Consider the following 17667-nt stretch of genomic DNA (forward strand, 5'->3'; position numbering starts at 1 on the left):
GCGCTCACATCGGGCGCGACGGAGTCCCGGGCGAGGCGCACGACGATGTGCGCGCAGGGAGGCAGCCATGCCCGTCGCACTCTCGCGACCGAGCAGCAACACCCGTCCGCACCGTCGTCTGGGGCTGCGCGCCGCCCTCGCCGTCGCCCTCGTCGTGCCGCTCGGCGCCACCGTCGTGGCCCCCGCGAGCGCCGCGCCACCCGTCCCCGACGGCGCGTGGACCGACACCTTCGACACGGCGACCCTCAACCCGCGCTGGACCGCGGTGAACGACGAGCCGACCGCACGGTCGCTGACCGCGAACCCGGGCGCGCTGACCGTGACCGCGCTGCCCGGCGACACCTGGCAGGGCAACAACTCCGCGCGCAACGTGATGACGCTCGACATCCCGGACGGCGACTTCTCGATCTCCGTGGACGTGCAGGCGTCGGTCACCACGACGTTCCAGGGCGCCGGGCTCATCGCGTACCAGGACCTGGACAACTACGTGCGGTCCGGCCTGACGTTCGTCGGCGGGATCACGCCGTCGGGGATCGCGATCGAGAACGACATCGAGACCGCGGCCATCTTCGCCGCCGACCATTTCGAGGACCGCCCCGGATCGACGGGCGAGACCCTCCGGCTGACCCGCACGGGCGACACCGTGACCACCGCGCGGTGGGACGAGACGACGACCGCGTGGGTCGACGTGAGCTCCGTCGACGTCACGTTCCCGATCGAGCACGTGGGCCTGTACGCGCTCGGCGCGCAGGACGGCACCACCTTCCCGGCCGTGTTCGACGACGTCACCCTGGTGGCGTCGCCCGGCGAGGACGTGGTGCCCGACGGACCGTTCACGCTGCGGGCGCCCGGGTCCGCGCCGCACCTGACCACGGGCGCCGACGACGCGATCGTCGTGGTGCAGCAGCGCCCCGGCGACACCCTCGTGCTCGACGCGACCGCGGTCGCCGGCGGGGTGACCCTCGCGGCCGGGGACCGGGCCGTCACCGTGCTCGCCGACGGGCGCTTGGCCCTGGGCGACGCTCCGACCACCCTCCTGCTCACCGAGGCGGGTGGCGGCAAGCTGCACCTCACGACCGCGGACCGGTCGCAGGCCGTGGGGATCGTCGACGGCGCGCTCGTCCTGGGCGACGTCGACGACGCCGCCGGGTTCGTCCCCGAACCGTTCGCGGTCGCCGAGGGGACGACCATCGCGATCGACGGCGACGGGACGGACGCGGAGATCTCCGACCGGCTGTACGGGATCTTCTACGAGGACATCAACTACGCGGCCGACGGCGGTCTGTACGCCGAGCTGGTGCGCAACCGCTCCTTCGAGTTCACCACCGCGGACAACGGCACGTTCACCGGCCTGACCGCCTGGGACGTGCTCGACCGCAGCGGCGCCGGGACCACGGTCTCGGTGGTCGACGACGACGGCCGGCTCAACGCCACCAACCGCACGCGAGCCGTGCTGGTCGCGGCTGCGGCGGGCGACGGCCTGCGCAACGCGAGCTACAACTCCGGTGTCGCGGTCAAGGCCGGTGCGTCCTACGACGCGAGCGTCTGGGTCCGCACCACCACGCCGCAGGAGCTGACGCTGGCCGTCGAGAACGGAACGGAGACTGTCGCGTCCGGCACCGTCGACGTCGACGGGTCGGACGTCTGGAAGAAGTACGAGGTCACACTGACCGCGAGCGCCACCACCGACGCGGGGCGGTTCGTCGTCCTCGCCGGTGCGGCCTCCACGCTCCACCTCGACCAGGTGTCCCTGTTCCCGCAGGACACGTGGGTCGGACCGGTGAACGGCACGTCCGTGCTGCGCAAGGACCTGGCGGAGAAGATCGCCGCGCTCGACCCGTCCTTCCTGCGCTTCCCCGGCGGCTGCGTCACCAACGTCGGCACGTTCCGCACCTACGAGGAGTCCGGGTACACCGACCGGCGCCGCACCTACCAGTGGAAGGAGACCATCGGGCCGGTCGAGGAGCGGGCCACCAACTGGAACTTCTGGGGCTACAACCAGTCCTACGGCATCGGCTACCTGGAGTACATGGAGCTGGCCGAGGACCTCGGGGCCGTCCCGCTGCCCGTGCTGTCGGTCGGCGCCAACGGCTGCGGGAGCACGATCCCGGAGATGACCGACCCGACGCAGATCGCCCGCTGGGTGCAGGACACGCTCGACCTCATCGAGTTCGCGACGGGCGACGTGTCCACCACCTGGGGTGCGAAGCGCGCCGCCCTCGGTCACCCCGAGCCGTTCGAGCTGCCGTACATCGGGCTCGGCAACGAGGAGAACACCACCACGTTCGAGGCCAACTTCCCGGCGTTCCGTGACGCGATCGCGGCCGCCTACCCGGACGTGAAGATCATCTCCAACTCGGGTCCGGACGACACCGGCGCCCGGTTCGACACCCTCTGGGACTTCGCCCGTGAGCAGGACGTGGACCTGGTCGACGAGCACTACTACAACGACCCGAGCTGGTTCCTGGCCAACACCGAGCGGTACGACTCCTACGACCGCGAGGGTCCGCACGTGTTCCTGGGCGAGTACGCCTCGCGCGGGAACACCTGGTGGAACGGCCTGTCCGAGGCCGCCTACATGACCGGGCTGGAGCGCAACGGCGACCTGGTGGACCTCGCGTCCTACGCGCCGCTGCTGGCCAACGAGTCGTACGTCCAGTGGTCGCCGGACGCCATCTGGTTCGACAACGACGAGTCCTGGTCCAGCGCCAACTACTGGGTCCAGCACCTGTTCTCGAACAACGTCGGCGACCAGGTGGTGCCCAGCGTCCTGACCACCCCGTCGGTGGAGCCGCAGCCCCTCGACGGGGGGGTGTTCCTGTCCACGTGGGCCACTTCGGCCGCGTACGACAACGTCCGCGTGACCGAGAACGACGGCGGTGCCGTGCTGTTCGAGGAGGACTTCGCCGACGCGTCCGCCTGGTCCCCGCAGACCGGCGACTGGTCGGTGGTGGACGGCGAGTACGTGCAGTCCAGCACCACCGTCACCGACGCCCGCAGCATCCCGACCGGCGCCTACGAGCAGGACTGGAGCAACTACACGCTCGAGCTCGACGCCCGCAAGACCGCGGGTGCCGAGGGCTTCCTCGTCGGGTTCGCCGCGGGCGGTCCCAGCGACTACTTCTGGTGGAACCTGGGCGGCTGGAACAACACCCGCCAGGCGCTCCAGAAGGCCGACGGCGGCGGTGCCGGTGAGGTGAAGGCGGTCGAGGGCCACAGCATCGCGACCGACCAGACCTACCGGGTCAAGATCGTCGTGCAGGACCGGCACATCGAGCTGTACCTCGACGGCGTGCTCCAGATGTCCTACGACGACCCCGCCCCCGCGGCGGACGTCTTCCAGGTGGTCACCCGCGACGAGGACAGCGGCGACATCGTGGCCAAGGTGGTCAACGTCTCCGCGGTCACGCAGCGCACGCAGGTGGAGGTCTCCGACGCGGAGATCGCGCCGACGGGCTCGGTGACGGAGATCGTCGCGCCCCCCGGGGCGACCAACACCAAGACCGCACCCAGCACGGTCGAGCCGGTCACGCGGGAGATCGACGGGCTGTCCTCGTCGTTCACGTACGACCTGCCGCCGTACTCGGTCACGTTCCTGACCCTGCACACGGTGCCGGCGGACACGACGGCCCCGACGGTCGACTCGCTCCTGGTCTCCCCCGATGCCGTGGGCGACTGGCGCGCGGCCCCGGCGACCGTCGTGGCCACCGCGTCCGACGACCGGGCGGGCGTCTCGCTCGAGATGTCGGTCGACGGCGGGCCGTGGACGCAGACCGGTTCCGTGCAGGTCGACGGCCACGGCGAGCACACCGTCGCGGTCCGTGCGACGGACGCGGCCGGCAACGTCTCCGAGGTCCGGTCGGTCACGTTCGCACTCGACGCGATCGCTCCGACGTCGGCGGCGACCGTGGACGCCCAGCGGCGGGTCACGCTCACCGGGGCCGACGAAGGCTCGGGGGTGGACCGGCTCGAGTACCGGATCGGCACCGGCGCCTGGACGACCTACGCCGCCCCGGTGCAGCTCGGCGTGGGGGCGACGACCGTCGAGCACCGGGCCGTCGACCAGGTGGGCAACGTGGGCACCACGACGAGCACCCCGGTGCCCGCCGCGAATGCCGTGCGCTCGACCACGACGGTGTCCATCGCACCTCGGCCGGTCCACCGGACGTCGCAGGCCACGGTCACCGCGACGGTCCGGGCGGCCACGGGCTCAGCGCCGACAGGTGACGTCACGACCACGGTCCGGGGCGTGCGGCTGCACGGCGACGGACCGGTCGTCGCGCAGGTCACCGGGGCTCTGACGCCCGGTGCGCAGCGGGTCTCCACCGCCACGCTGCGACTGCCCCGGCTGCCGGTCGGGCTGTACCTGGTCGACACCCGGTACGCCGGAACGCCCACCGTCCAGGCGTCGACCGACCGGAGGCTGCTCATCGTCCTTCCGTGACGGAGCAGACCGAGCGGGGCGCGTGCGCGGGGGACCGCGCAGGCGCCCCGCTTCGTCGTGTCACCCGAGCCGATCGTGACCATCCCGAGATCTGGATGTTACTTATCGGTAAGACCCTCGATATGCCGGACACATCTGTGTGCTACCCATAGCCCACTGAGAACCCAGCCGGCGGGAGCGCCCCTGCGCGCCCGCGGCTCTGACAGAAGAGGTAGCGCATGACCTCCCTCGCACCATCACGCCGCCGCGTCCTCGCGGCGACCGCAGGCCTCGCGGCGACCGCCCTCGTGCTCACCGCATGCTCGGGCAGCGACGACGACGGCGCCGACGGCGGCAGCACCTCCGCCGGGGGCGCGCTGACCATCGGCACCACCGACAAGGTCACCACGCTGGACCCCGCCGGTTCGTACGACAACGGCTCGTTCGCGGTCATGAACCAGGTGTTCCCGTTCCTCATGAACACGCCGTACGGCAGCCCGGACGTCGAGCCGGACATCGCCATCTCGGCGGAGTTCACGGCCCCCACCGAGTACACCGTCGTGCTCAAGCCGGACCTGAAGTGGGCCAACGGTCACGACCTCACGTCCTCGGACGTCAAGTTCTCGTTCGACCGCCAGGTGGCCATCGCCGACGAGAACGGTCCGTCGTCGCTGCTCTACAACCTGGACAGCACGGAGGCGGTCGACGACACCACGGTGGTCTTCCACCTGAAGTCGGAGAACGACCAGATCTTCCCGCAGATCCTGTCGAGCCCCGCGGGCCCGATCGTCGACGAGGAGGTCTTCGCGGCCGACGCGGTGACTCCGGACACCGAGATCGTCGACGGCAACGCCTTCGCCGGCCAGTACACGATCACCAGCTACTCCTTCAACGAACTCGTCTCGTACGAGGCGTACAAGGACTACATGGGCGTGCTCCCGGCGGCGAAGACCGCCGAGGTCAACGTGAAGTACTACGCCGACTCGTCGAACCTCAAGCTGGACATCCAGGAGGGCAACATCGACGTGGCGTTCCGGAGCCTCTCCGCGACGGACATCGAGGACCTGTCGACCAACGACAAGGTCAAGGTCATCGACGGCCCCGGCGGGGAGATCCGCTACATCACGTTCAACTTCGACACGCAGCCGTTCGGCGCCAAGACGCCTGAGGCCGACCCGGCCAAGGCCCTCGCGGTCCGCCAGGCCGTGGCCGACCTGATCGACCGGGCGCCGCTGTCGGAGCAGGTCTACAAGGGCACCTACACGCCCCTGTACTCCTACGTCCCGGACGGCCTCACGGGTGCCACCGAGTCGCTGAAGGGTCTGTACGGCGACGGCGACGGCGGTCCCGACGCCGACAAGGCCAAGGCCGCGCTCGAGGACGCCGGCGTCACCACGCCGGTCACGCTCAGCCTCCAGTACTCGAACGACCACTACGGCCCGTCCTCGGCCGACGAGTACGCCCTGATCAAGGAGCAGCTGGAGAAGGACGGCCTCTTCTCGGTCGACCTGCAGACCACCGAGTGGGTCCAGTACGCCAAGGACCGCACCGCCGACGTCTACCCCGCGTACCAGCTCGGCTGGTTCCCGGACTACTCGGACGCCGACAACTACCTCACGCCGTTCTTCCTCACGGAGAACTTCCTGAGCAACCACTACGTCAACCAGGAGGTCAACGACATGATCCTGGAGCAGGCGACGACGACCGACCCCGACGCCCGCACCGCGCTCATCGAGGGCATCCAGGACGCCGTCGCCCAGGACCTGTCCACCGTCCCGTATCTTCAGGGCGCCCAGGTGGCGGTCGTGGGTACGGACGTGACCGGCACCGAGAACACGCTCGACGCGTCGTTCAAGTTCCGCTACGGCGCGCTCGCCACGAGCTGATCTCGTCCTAGCAGGCCGACGGTCCCGCCTCCGAGCACACTCGGGGGCGGGGCCGTCCGGCTCGTCGGCACCACAACACGCACGCAACAGGCAAGGAACCCATGACCTCCCTCACCACCGACGCACCCTCGGGCGTCGCGCCGGCGCCTGACGCGCGGGCGCCTCAGCGCAGGAGGCCGGGTGGCAAGCTCGGCAGCTACCTGCTGGTCAGGTTCCTGCTGATCTTCCCGACGATCTTCATCCTGGTGACCACCGTCTTCGTCCTCATGCGGGCGACGGGCGACCCGATCACCGCCTCGCTCGGCGGCCGGCTCACCGCCGACCAGCTGGCCGAGCGCATCGAGGCCGCCGGGTACGACCGGCCGATCCTCGTGCAGTACTTCGAGTACCTGGGCCGGGTGTTCCGCGGCGACTTCGGCAGCTCCATCTCCGACAACCGCCCGGTCACCGAGATCGTCCTCACGTACGGCGCCGCGACGCTCGAGCTGGCGGTCTACGCGATGCTCGTCGCGCTCGTGGTCGGCATCCCGCTGGGTCGCATCGCCGCGGCCCGCCGCGACAAGGGCGTGGACGCCTCGCTGCGCATCTCCGGGATCCTCGCCTACGCGACCCCCGTGTTCTTCGCGGGCATCCTGCTCAAGCTCGTCTTCTCGGTCTGGCTCGGCTGGCTGCCGGTCGCGGGGCGCGCGTCCACCGACACGCAGATCGAGCTCCAGCGCAACGGCGCGGGGACGGGGATCTACCTCATCGACGCGATCAGCACGGGCAACCCGGCAGCGGTCCTGGACGTGCTGGAGCACGCGATCCTGCCCGCCCTCGCGCTCGGCCTGCTGACCGGCGGAATCTTCCTGCGGCTCGTCCGCACCAATGTCATCGGCACCCTCAACACCGGCTACGTCGAGGCGGCCAGGTCGCGCGGCGTCAACGAGCGGCGACTGCTGCGCCAGCACGCCTGGCGCCCCGCGCTCGTCCCGATCATCACCGTCATCGGCCTCCAGGTCGCGCTGCTGCTCAGCGGCGCCGTGCTCACCGAGAAGACGTTCGAGTGGAAGGGCCTCGGGTTCCAGCTGGTCCAGTACCTGCTCGCGCGCGACTTCGTGGCCGTCCAGGGCATCGTCGTGCTGCTCGCCGTGGTGGTGGCGCTGACCAACTTCGTGGTCGACGTCATCGCCGCGCTCGTCGACCCCAGGATCAGGTACTGACATGACCACCGAGATTCCCGAGGGCCTCGTCGTCGCCCACGCCGCACCGCCGACGCCCGAACACACGTCGCTCTGGAAGCGCCTCCCCGTGGTGCACCAGGTCCGCACCAGCGTCGGCCTCCAGCGCACCATGCTGCTCGTCGGCATCGTGCTGACGTTCGTGTTCCTGTTCGTCGCCGCCTTCGCGCCGCTGCTGGCGCCCTACGGCTACGCGCAGCTGAGCTCCGGCGACGTGAACTTCGGAGCCCAGCAGCCGCCGTCCGCCGAGCACTGGCTCGGCACCACCGTCGGCGGCTACGACGTGCTGTCGCGCACCATCTGGGGCGCCCGCCCGGCGTTCCTCGTCATCGTGGCCGCCGTCGTGCTCTCGATCTTCATCGGCGTCATCGTCGGCCTGGTGTCCGGGTACTTCGGCGGCTGGGTCGACCGCGTGCTCGTCGTGATCGCGGACGCGCTCTTCGCGTTCCCGTCCCTGCTGCTCGCCATCGTGGTCGCCATCGTCATCAGCGGCGGGCAGTCGTCGATGTGGGGCGGGGTCATGGCGGCCGCCATCTCGCTGAGCGTCGTGATGATCCCGCAGTACTTCCGGGTGGTCCGCGCCGAGGTGGTCCGCGTCAAGGCCGAGGCGTTCGTCGAGTCCGCCCGCGTGATCGGCTCGGGTCCCGTGCGGATCATGGGCCGGCACGTGCTGCGCAACTCGACGCGGACGCTCCCCCTGATCCTCACGCTGAACTGCTCCGAGGCCGTCCTCACGCTCGCCGGGCTCGGGTTCCTCGGGTTCGGCATCGAGCCCACCAAGGCCGGCGACTGGGGCTACGACCTGTCGCGGTCGCTCTCGGACGTGACCAGCGGCATCTGGTGGACCGCGGTGCCGCCCGGCCTCGCAATCGTGCTCACCGTGCTCGGCGCCACCCTCGTCGGCGAGTCGCTCAACGACCTCGCGGACCCGCGCCTGCGCACCCGCCGCGCCGCGAAGGCCGCGGCCCTGAGCCCGGTCACCGCCGTGCCCGGCGGGGTCGCCACCGACCGCGTCCCCGGCGTCGAGAGCATCGACGAGCTCGAGGGACCGTCCGACCTGTTCGGCGGGAACGACGGAGAAGGAGCGCGCTCATGACCGCCGAGAACGTCGTCGACATCCAGGACCTGCGGGTCTCGTTCGCCACCGACTCGGGCACCGTCCGCGCGGTCGAGGGCGTCACGCTCCAGGTCGCGGCCGGAGAGGTGCTCGCGATCGTCGGCGAGTCGGGGTCGGGCAAGACCGTGACCGCCCGCTCGATCCTCGGTCTGCTGCCCGAGACCGCCCTGACCAGCGGGGCCGTCCTGCTCACCCGCAAGGACGGATCGGCCACGCACGACATCGCCACCCTGCGGGGCACCGGCCTACGGGACGTGCGTGGGCGCGACGCCGCGATGGTCTTCCAGGAGCCGTCGACCGCCCTGAACCCCGTGTTCCCCGTGGGCTGGCAGATCGCGGAGGGCCTGCGCGCGCACGGCAGGCTGTCCGACAAGGACGCCCGCGCCCGAGCCATCGAGGTGCTGCGGCTGGTCGGCATCCCCGACCCGGAGCACCGCGTCGACCACTACCCGCACCAGTTCTCCGGCGGCCAGAAGCAGCGCATCGTCATCGCGCAGGCCCTGGTGCTCGACCCGGGCCTGATCATCGCCGACGAGCCGACCACGGCGCTCGACGTGACCGTGCAGGCGGAGATCCTCGACCTGCTGCGTCGGCTCCCGCAGGAGTTCGGCTCCGCGATCGTCCTGATCACGCACAACATGGGCGTCGTCGCCGACCTGGCCGACCGGGTCGCCGTCATGTACGAGGGCGAGATCGTGGAGCAGGCCGACGTGCACACCCTGTTCTCGGCACCCCAGCACCCGTACACGCGGCGGCTGCTCGACGCGGTGCCGCGGGTCGGCGGGCGTCGCCTGCGCGACCGCGTGCGGGTGGGCGACGAGCTCGACGCCATGGTGGTCGACCAGTCGGCGACGCCCGTCGTCGAGGCGACAGACCTGCGCATCGTCTACCCCGGCCGGCTGCGGCAGCCCGACTTCACCGCGGTCGACGGCGTCGACCTGGTCATCCGGCCCGCCGAGGTGCTCGGCCTGGTGGGCGAGTCCGGCAGCGGCAAGACGACCATCGGCCGCGCGATCGCGGGCCTGACGCCGATCAGCGACGGATCCCTGAAGGTCCACGGCGTCGAGATGCTCCGCGTCAAGGAGAAGACGTTCCGCCCGGTCCGCAAGCGCATCGGGTTCGTGTTCCAGGACCCGGCGACCAGCTTCAACCCGCTGCTGACCATCGCGCAGTGCGTCGCCGAGCCCATGGTGGTGCACGGCCTGGCGCCGAACCCGCACGAGGCGCGGCCGAAGGTGGACGAGCTGATGGAGGCCGTCCAGCTGCCCAAGGCCTTCGGCGACCGGTTCCCGCACGAGCTCTCGGGTGGCCAGCGCCAGCGCGCCAGCCTGGCCCGGGCGCTCATCCTGGGCCCGGAGCTGCTGATCGCCGACGAGCCGACCAGCGCGCTCGACGTGTCCGTGCAGGCGCGCGTGCTCGACCTGTTCGCCCGGCTCCAGGCCGAGCTGGGCTTCGCGTGCCTGTTCATCAGCCACGACCTGGCCGTCGTCGACCTGCTGGCCCACCGGATCGCGGTCCTGCACCGCGGCGTGCTGGTCGAGGAGGGCACGGGCGACGAGGTGCTCGGTGCGCCTAAGCACCCGTACACCCAGCGGCTGCTCGCGTCGCTGCCCGTGCCGGACCCGGTCGAGCAGGCCGCCCGCCGGGAGACGTGGAGGAACCTGCGCGCGCACGGGTGACGTCGGGTCTGTTCACCCCCGGGTGAACCGGTCCGCCCCCTAGCGTGACCGGGTGACCGCCGCTGACCAGCCCGTTCGCTCGCGCCTGGTGCGCGTGCTGAGCGTGCTCGCAGCGCTGGCCACGATCCCGCTGTGGGCTCCCCCGGACCACGTGACGACGTCCACGGGGGTGTTCATGGTCGCCATGGCGGTGCCGCAGGGCGTCGCCACCGTCCGGGTGGTGTCGCTCGCGATGGTCGTGGTCCTCGCCGTCGCCACCCTCGTGGTCGACCGGAAGGCAGGCGCGGTCGCGGCCCGCCGGCTGGCCGTGCTGTTCGTCGTGCCCGCGGTCAGCCTCAGCTGGGTCGGCTGGCGCACGGAGGGCGGTGGCAGCTACACGGTCGCGCTGGTCGGCTCGCTGGGTCAGGACCCGCCGCACGCGTTCGAGTCGCCCTGGCTGCCCGTGGCCGTGGCGCAGGCGGCGCTCGTCGTGCTCCTGTGGGCGCTCGCGGTCCTCGGCCTCGTCGCGCGGTTCAGGCGCTGAGCGGCTGCGCGCACGCCTCGCGGCGGGCCGTGTAGCGGTCGTAGAGCGTGACGATGAGGGCGACCACGTACGCGAACAGCAGCACGTCGCCCACGGACACCTGGCTGGGTTGCCCCGGCTGCGCTGTGGCGAACGCTGCGAACACCAGCATGGCGACCACGCTGATGACCGTGTTGACCACCACCTCGACACCGAGCGCCGCCCGCCGCCGCCGCAGCGCGAGAGCCGCGTGCACCAGCACCGTCCCCGCGACCACGAGCGCGACCACCGAGAGCCGCCCCTCCGCCAACGGGTACGACTCGAACAGAACCATCGTGACCAGGCCCGCCAGCGCGACCTTCTCGACGAGATGGCCCACACCGGTCGGCGCGACCCCGACCGGCCCCCTCGGCACCCAGCCCACGCGTACGGCGATCACGTCCGCGTCCAGCGTGAACGGCCAGTCCGCGGGCGGCAGGCGCCGAGCCACGCGCCGGCCGACGACGACCAGCACCACCGCAAGGACCGCCAGGACTCCCCACACCCACGGGTGCTCGGTGACCAGCTCCCCGAACTCGTCCGTGAAGTCCAGCTGCGCGACGTGGATCCACCACTCCTGCGGCAGCTTGATCACCACCCAGATGAGCCCCGCCGTCCACAGGAGCGCAGCCCTGCTCAGCCGGGCGGCGTCCCAGCGCGTGCGGACCACCTCGAGGGCGATCACGAAGTACTCGAACGTGTTGGGGAAGACCATGAGCAGCCAGCGCGCGTCGGTGACCTCGAAGAGGAGCACCCCCACCAGCCGGTAGTACCAGAGGAATGCCGCCACCCCGACCGCGAACGGGTTGCGCCAGTTCCGCAGCACCGACAGGTACGCGATCGTCAGGTAGTAGATGTCCAGCGCCTTGTCGTACGACTGGTAGTTGTCGAGCGGGAAGTCCGTGAACGCGGCGAAGATCGACTTGTCGACGCCGTCGATCACCAGCGCGGCGAGGATGGCCGGCAGCGGGAACCGCGGGATGAACAGCGGGACCACCAGACGCAGGCCGACGACCAGCACGAACACGGTCCAGTCGAGGCTGCTCGCGTCCGCCATGTGGGGACTGTAGCGACGACGGCCGTAGTCGGTACCCTCTGCGCGTGACCGCGCCGACCCTCAGCCGAGCCGACCGGGTGGCGACCGTCCTGACCCAGATCGCCGCTGTGCTCGCGGTGACGGTCGGCATGGCGACCCAGCTACGGGGGACGGAGCTGGGCCTGCCTCCCGATCTCGGCTGGGCGATCGGCACCACCGTCGTCGTCCTGCTGTCGGCGGCGGCCTCGCTGCCGGGCCGAGCGGCCGCACGGATCGCCGTCCTGCATGTCGTTCCCGCGCTGCTGCTCTCGCGGTGGTGGTGGTCAGGACCGCGCGACACGAGCTGGGTCGTGTGGTGGGACGCGTCCGCCGGGGCCGCCGCCGCGCTCGTCGTCCCCGCGGTCCGCGTCGCCGTCCCCGTGCTGCTCGGGCTCCTCTGGATGCTGACCGGGATCGGCGTCGTGACGCACGTGCAGGTGTTCAGGGGACGGCGGCGGGCTAGCTCCGCGCGATGACGATGAGCAGCATGGTCACCAGGAAGCCGGTCACCAGGTTGAGCCAGAGGAACCGTCGCCACCCCGCGTTGGCGCGTTCGCAGTCCTCGTCGCGCACCGACCAGAACTGCGCGGTGCTGATCGCGTACGGCACGGGCAGCACCGCGGCGAGCGTGCCCGGCCACGGGACCACCAGCAGCACGGCCGCGGCCAGGACGTAGAGCACGGTCGAGGCGACGACGGTCGGGTGCGCCCCCAGGGCGGTGGCCACCGACGCGATCCCGCCCTCGCGGTCGGCGCGGACGTCCTGCACCGCCCCGAACGCGTGCGACGCCATGCCCCACAAGACGAACGCGACGAGCACCGGCCAGACCGTGCGGGCGCCCAGATCGGCGTCCACCAGCACCAGCGCGTAGAGCAGCGGGCCGACGAAGTGCATCGCGGACGTCAGCGAGTCCAGCACCGGGCGCTCCTTGAAACGCAGCACGGGCGCGGAGTACGCGACGACGAGGAACAGGACGAGCGCGAGCGTGAGGTTGGCGGCGAGGTCGCCGACCACCAGCAGGTAGACGACGAACGGCACGGTCGCGACGACGCACGCCCACAGGATCCGCCGGTGCACCTCCCGCGCCCGGGCCGGCTCGACGAGGCCGCCCTCGATGCCACCCTTGCGGGGGTTGCGCAGGTCCGAGGCGTAGTCGAACACGTCGTTGATCCCGTACATCAGCAGGTTGTACGGGCCGAGGAAGAACAGGGTGCCGATGACGAACGTCGCGTCGATCCGCCCGCCCGTGGCCAGCAGGTATCCCGCGGCGAACGGGTAGGCCGTGTTGATCCAGGAGAACGGCCGGGACGCCGCGAGGACCTCCCTCACGCGCGGTCCTGCCGGCTCTTCCGCCGCCCGAGGGCCACCCAGAGCACCGGCATGCCGACGCCGGCGGCGATCGCGTAGGCGAAGTCCTCCAGGGGGGCGCCCCAGATGTACCGGCCGAGGATCTTGTCGGGGTCGAACACGTAGAGGCCGACGTCGATCATGACCGTGTCGAAGACGGCCGTGAGCACGCACAGGTGCAGCACGGTCCAGACCAGCGGCATGCCGCGCATCCCGCGCAGCACCCGCCACGAGACGGCACCGAGCACCGCCAGGACGAGGAGGTTGAGCACGATGTTCGTCATCGCGTCCCCTCGTCGTCGAGGGCCCGGCGCCCGGCCTCGCGCAGCGCGGAGCTCTGGTCGAACCAGCGCCACGCGAGCAGGGCCGTGTAGCAGAGCAGCGCGAGGAAGAACGCCTCCTCCACCGGCAGCTCGGGAGCCAGCAGCAGCCCGGTCATGTGCGGCGAGTCCCCGCGCGCGAAGATGCCCAGCACCAGCCCGAGGCCGTCCCAGAGCAGGAATCCGACGACGCCGATGCCGACGGTCAGCGTCGCGCGGCGCGCGTCCTCCCAGAACGCGAGCCGGAACCGGCGGTCCAGCAGGGCGAGCCCGCCGAGGGAGAGCAGCAGGGCGCCGAGGTACGCGAACCTCATCCGACGGACTCGCTCCAGACCCCGCGGGGCCGGGCTGCGGCCAGGAACCCGGGGCGCAGCGGGGCGGGCAGCGGGTGCGACGAGGTCTCACCCAGCATCCGCTTGACCACCAGCTCGGCGCTGATCAGGCACATCGGCAGTCCCACACCCGGGATCGTGCCACCTCCGACGTGCAGCACGTTGGGGACGCGCGACGACACGTCACCCGGCCGGAACATCGCGCTCTGCCGCAGCGTGTGCTCCATGCCCAGCGCGCTGCCGCGCCAGGCCGAGAAGTCGCGGGCGAAGTCGGCGGGGCCGACGACGCGTCGGGTGACTACCCGGTCGCGCAGGTCCGGGACGCCCGCCCAGGAGCCCACCTGGTCGAGGAACCGGTCCGCGTGCCGCTCGAGCGCCTCCCCACCGAGCGAGGGGTCGGCGGGGAACGGGACGAGGACGAACAGGTTCTCGTGGCCCGGCGGGGCCGCGGTCGGGTCGCTCGCGGTGGTCCGCGAGACGTACATCGACGCCGCCTCCGGCACCCGCAGGCCGTCCGCCGGCGTCGACCGGCCGGTGCCCAGGATGTCCTCGAAGTTGCCGGGCCAGTCCCGCGTGAAGAACAGGGAGTGGTGCGCCAGCTCCGGGAGCTCACCGCGCACGCCGGCCATGATCAGCAGCGCCGAGATGCCGGGTCCCCGGTTCTCCCACCACGGGTCGGGCAGGTCGCGGTGCTCGCCCAGCAGGGCCGTCTCGGTGTGGTGCCGGTCCGCGGCGGACACGACGACGTCGGCCGGGATCACCGAGCCGTCCACGAGCCGGACCCCGCGGGCGGTGCCGGACCTGCGCGGGTGGCCGAGCGAGGGCCGGGCGTCCTCGATCTCGATCGAGGCCACATCGGCCTCGGTGCGGATCTCGACACCCTCCTTGCGGGCGATCCGCTCGAGCGCCTCGATGACCGTGTACATCCCGCCGCGCGGGAAACGTACGCCGTCGACCAGGTCGAGGTGGCTCATCAGCGAGTACAGGGCGGGGACGCGGTACGGCGACGACCCGAGGAACACCGCGTGGTACCCGAGCACCTGGCGCAGCACCGGATCGGTGACCGTCGCGGCCACCTTGTCCGCCAGCGTGCCGGTCAGCAGGCCTGCCAGCGTGCCGGTCTGCCGGACGATGTCCGCGGTGAGTTGCCGGTCCGGCCGCGCGAACGTGGTGTACAGGAAGGAGTCGAGCGCGGTGCGGTACGCCTGCGTCGACGCCTCCGTGTAGCGCCGGATCGCCTCGCCGGCGCCGGTCTCGCGCGCCTCGAACGTCGCCCAGTTGGCCTCCTGGTCACCGACCACGTCGAACGGTTCCGCGGGTCCGCCGTCCGCCGGCTCCGGGAACAGCCGGTACGCCGGGTCCAGCCGCTCGAGTTCGACGTGGTCCTCGATCCGCTCGCCCAGGAGAGCGAACGCGTGCTCGAACACCTCGGGCATGAAGTACCAGGACGGTCCGGTGTCGAACCGGAAGCCGTCGATCGACACGGTCCCGGTGCGGCCGCCGAGCTGGTCGTGCCGCTCCAGCAGGGTCACCAACGCGCCCCCGCGGGCGAGCAGCGCGGCGGTGGTCAGTCCGGCGATGCCGCCGCCGATGACGACGACGCGCCCGGGACGGGGTGCGGTCATGCGCCGACCTCGCGACCCGACCGCGCCTCGGCCAGCACGGACTCCCCGACGACGAGCAGCTTGACCGGGGCGGGCAGTCGCACCCGCCCGGTGAGCAGCGACTCGGGCGGCCGCGTGGCGATCTCGTCGAGCAGACGCTGGTAGAGCGCGAGCGTCGCGCCCACCGCGTAGCGGGCCCGTCGCGGCAGGGTCGGCACCGCGGCCCGGGCGACGGCCACGTCCGCGGTGATCTCCGCGAGGATCGCGTCCAGCTGCGCCTGGTCGAGGCGGCCCGGGGTGGTCCCCGGGAAGTAGGTGCGCCCCAGCTCCTGCGTGTCGTCGCCGAGGTCGCGCAGGAAGTTGATCTTCTGGAACGCCGCACCCAGCGCGCGGGCTCCGGCCACCTGCGTCTCGTCGGGCTCGCGGACGGGCTCGTCGGGACGCCGGTCCTCGTTGAGGAACGCGCGCACGCACATCAGGCCGACCACCTCGGCCGACCCGTACACGTACGCGTCGAAGCTGGCCCGGTCGTGCTCGTGCACCGTCAGGTCCGCGCGCATCGAGGCGAAGAACGGCGTGATCTCCGCGGCCGTGATGCCGACCCGGCGGGCGGTCCGCGCGAACGCGTGCACGATCAGGTTGGTGGAGTACCCCGTGCGCAGGGCGCGGGCCGTCTGCTCCTCCAGCTCGTCCAGCTCGGCCCCCGCGTCGTCGCCGCGGTAGGTGTCCACCACCTCGTCGGCCAGCCGGACCAGCGCGTACACCGCGCGGATGTCCTGCTGGGCGCGCCGACCGAGCAGCCGGGTGCCCAGGCCGAACGACGTGGAGTAGGCGGCGAGCACCCCGGCGCTGGTGCGCGCGGCGGTGGCGTCGTACAGCCGGAGCGCCCGGTCACGGGCAGATCGCACGTCCGACATCTGCTCCCCCGGCACTCAGTGACCCCGTCCGACGAGATCGTCGACGACGCCCACAAGGTAGCCCCCCAGCGGCTGCGGCAGGCTGCCGACCGCCAGCGACCGTGCGTGCAGCCCGGTCCGTCGGGTCAGCTCCCGGACCGCGTCCAGCGCCCCGCTCGACACCATGACGTCCCGCACGGCCGCGGCCCCCGCCTCGTCCAGGTCGGGCCGGCCCACGTGGGCGTCGAGCACCGCGCACCCGGTCGCGTCGGTCATCGCGTACGCCCTGCGCAGCAGCTCGGTGCGCTTGCCCTCGCGCAGGTCGGAGACCACCGACTTGCCCGTCACCGCGGGGTCCCCGAACACGCCGAGCTCGTCGTCGGTCAGCTGGAACGCGACCCCGAGCGCCGAGCCGACCGCGTCGAGCTGCGCGATCCGCTCCTCGTCCGCACCGGCGAGGATCGCGCCGACGACCAGCGGCAGGCTGCCCGAGTACGCCGCGGTCTTCAGCTCCGCCACCGCGAGCGCGTCCACGTCCCGTGGGGAGAACAGGGCGGCGGTCACGTCCAGCAGCTCGCCGACCACGGTCGTCTCGATGCCCTCCGCCAGCAGCCCGACCACGCGCAGCAGCGCCGCCCGGTCCCCGGGCGCACTCACTACCAGGGAGAACGCCGACGCGATCGCCAGGTCCCCCGCCAGCAGGCCGGCGGCGAGCACCTGGTCGTCCACCGCTCGGTCGTCCAGTCCTGTGCCCGCGAGCCGGTGGCGCGCGGAGCCGGCGACGTTCGGGCGCCCGCGGCGCACCTCGTCGTGGTCGAGCAGGTCGTCGTGCACGAGCATCGCGGTGTGCAGCACCTCGATGGCGGCGGCGACCGGCGCGATCGCCGCCCGGTCCGTGCCGCCGAGCCCGAGGTACGCGGCGACGGCAAGCCGCGGCCGCATGAGCTTGCCGCCGATGACGCCCGCGAGGTCCGTCCACAGGCGCGCAGCCACCTCGGACCGGCCTGCGGCCACCCGGACGCGCGCCTCGACGAAGTCCTGCAGGACCGCCGCCGTGACGGCCATCGCCCCCTCGACCGCTTCGGCGAGGTCGGCTGCGTCCGCCGTCCGCACCGACTCCTGGCGCACGTCCTCGCTCGCGGCGACGACTGGCGCGACCCCTGACTTCCCGGCCATCGGCCCCTCCTGTCCCTGCTGCTGGAACCGATCCGCGAGCACCTGCGGAGG

At 71.8% G+C, this 17667-nt stretch carries 14 protein-coding genes; 7 read left to right on the forward strand and 7 right to left on the reverse strand.

Annotated features, from left to right (window positions below; translation table 11 throughout):
* Positions 1–67: 67 nt before the first annotated feature.
* The 6 genes from ACO06A_RS05135 to ACO06A_RS05160 all read left to right on the forward strand — a co-directional run bounded on the left by ACO06A_RS05135 (position 68) and on the right by ACO06A_RS05160 (position 10848).
* Positions 68–4444, forward strand: coding sequence for an OmpL47-type beta-barrel domain-containing protein (locus tag ACO06A_RS05135; protein WP_421734968.1), 4377 nt, complete (start codon positions 68–70; stop codon positions 4442–4444).
* 218 nt (positions 4445–4662) lie between these two features.
* Positions 4663–6309, forward strand: a complete 1647-nt coding sequence (locus ACO06A_RS05140; RefSeq protein WP_421734969.1) for an ABC transporter substrate-binding protein — start codon at positions 4663–4665, stop codon at positions 6307–6309.
* Between the two features lie 101 nt (positions 6310–6410).
* Entirely contained in the window at positions 6411–7511 is a 1101-nt protein-coding gene (locus tag ACO06A_RS05145) for an ABC transporter permease (protein ID WP_421734970.1), read from the forward strand.
* Position 7512: 1 nt separating this feature from the next.
* Positions 7513–8625 (forward strand): ABC transporter permease, encoded by a 1113-nt coding sequence (locus ACO06A_RS05150; protein ID WP_421734971.1) that lies wholly within the window; start codon positions 7513–7515, stop codon positions 8623–8625.
* On the forward strand, positions 8622–10325 hold the full coding sequence (locus ACO06A_RS05155) for an ABC transporter ATP-binding protein (RefSeq protein WP_421734972.1): 1704 nt from the start codon (positions 8622–8624) through the stop codon (positions 10323–10325). The genes ACO06A_RS05150 and ACO06A_RS05155 overlap by 4 nt, the downstream gene beginning before the upstream one ends.
* 52 nt (positions 10326–10377) lie before the next feature.
* A complete protein-coding gene (locus tag ACO06A_RS05160; RefSeq protein ID WP_421734973.1) occupies positions 10378–10848 on the forward strand; it encodes a hypothetical protein in 471 nt (156 codons plus the stop codon).
* On the opposite strand, the gene ACO06A_RS05165 is transcribed toward ACO06A_RS05160, so the two are convergent.
* The gene (locus ACO06A_RS05165) at positions 10838–11923 is read right to left on the reverse strand and encodes a hypothetical protein (RefSeq protein WP_421734974.1); all 1086 of its coding nucleotides are present in this window, start codon (positions 11921–11923) and stop codon (positions 10838–10840) included. The genes ACO06A_RS05160 and ACO06A_RS05165 overlap by 11 nt on opposite strands.
* Positions 11924–11967: 44 nt before the next feature.
* Between ACO06A_RS05165 and ACO06A_RS05170 the strand changes: the two genes are divergently transcribed.
* Positions 11968–12417 carry a hypothetical protein gene (locus ACO06A_RS05170; RefSeq protein WP_421734975.1) on the forward strand — a complete coding sequence of 150 codons (450 nt, stop codon included), beginning with the start codon at positions 11968–11970 and terminating at the stop codon, positions 12415–12417.
* Here the strand turns inward: ACO06A_RS05170 and ACO06A_RS05175 are convergent.
* From ACO06A_RS05175 to ACO06A_RS05200, 6 genes are read right to left on the reverse strand one after another with little or no spacing between them, the layout of a single operon-like run.
* Positions 12401–13270 carry a prenyltransferase gene (locus ACO06A_RS05175; RefSeq protein ID WP_421734976.1) on the reverse strand — a complete coding sequence of 290 codons (870 nt, stop codon included), beginning with the start codon at positions 13268–13270 and terminating at the stop codon, positions 12401–12403. The two genes, ACO06A_RS05170 and ACO06A_RS05175, sit on opposite strands and share 17 nt — an antisense overlap.
* Entirely contained in the window at positions 13267–13572 is a 306-nt protein-coding gene (locus tag ACO06A_RS05180; RefSeq protein ID WP_421734977.1) for a lycopene cyclase domain-containing protein, read from the reverse strand. Before ACO06A_RS05180 ends, ACO06A_RS05175 begins: the two co-directional genes overlap by 4 nt.
* Positions 13569–13922, reverse strand: a complete 354-nt coding sequence (locus ACO06A_RS05185) for a lycopene cyclase domain-containing protein (protein WP_421734978.1) — start codon at positions 13920–13922, stop codon at positions 13569–13571. The genes ACO06A_RS05180 and ACO06A_RS05185 overlap by 4 nt, the downstream gene beginning before the upstream one ends.
* Positions 13919–15565, reverse strand: coding sequence for a phytoene desaturase family protein (gene crtI, locus ACO06A_RS05190; protein ID WP_421734979.1), 1647 nt, complete (start codon positions 15563–15565; stop codon positions 13919–13921). The genes ACO06A_RS05185 and crtI overlap by 4 nt, the downstream gene beginning before the upstream one ends.
* Complete coding sequence (locus ACO06A_RS05195) at positions 15562–16461, reverse strand: phytoene/squalene synthase family protein (protein ID WP_421734980.1); 900 nt, start codon at positions 16459–16461, stop codon at positions 15562–15564. Before ACO06A_RS05195 ends, crtI begins: the two co-directional genes overlap by 4 nt.
* A gap of 15 nt (positions 16462–16476) precedes the next feature.
* On the reverse strand, positions 16477–17616 hold the full coding sequence (locus ACO06A_RS05200) for a polyprenyl synthetase family protein (RefSeq protein ID WP_421734981.1): 1140 nt from the start codon (positions 17614–17616) through the stop codon (positions 16477–16479).
* Positions 17617–17667 lie beyond the last annotated feature (51 nt).

Origin of the sequence: Cellulomonas sp., from assembly GCF_965229465.1 — a bacterium.
Taxonomy (GTDB): Bacteria; Actinomycetota; Actinomycetes; order Actinomycetales; family Cellulomonadaceae; genus Cellulomonas.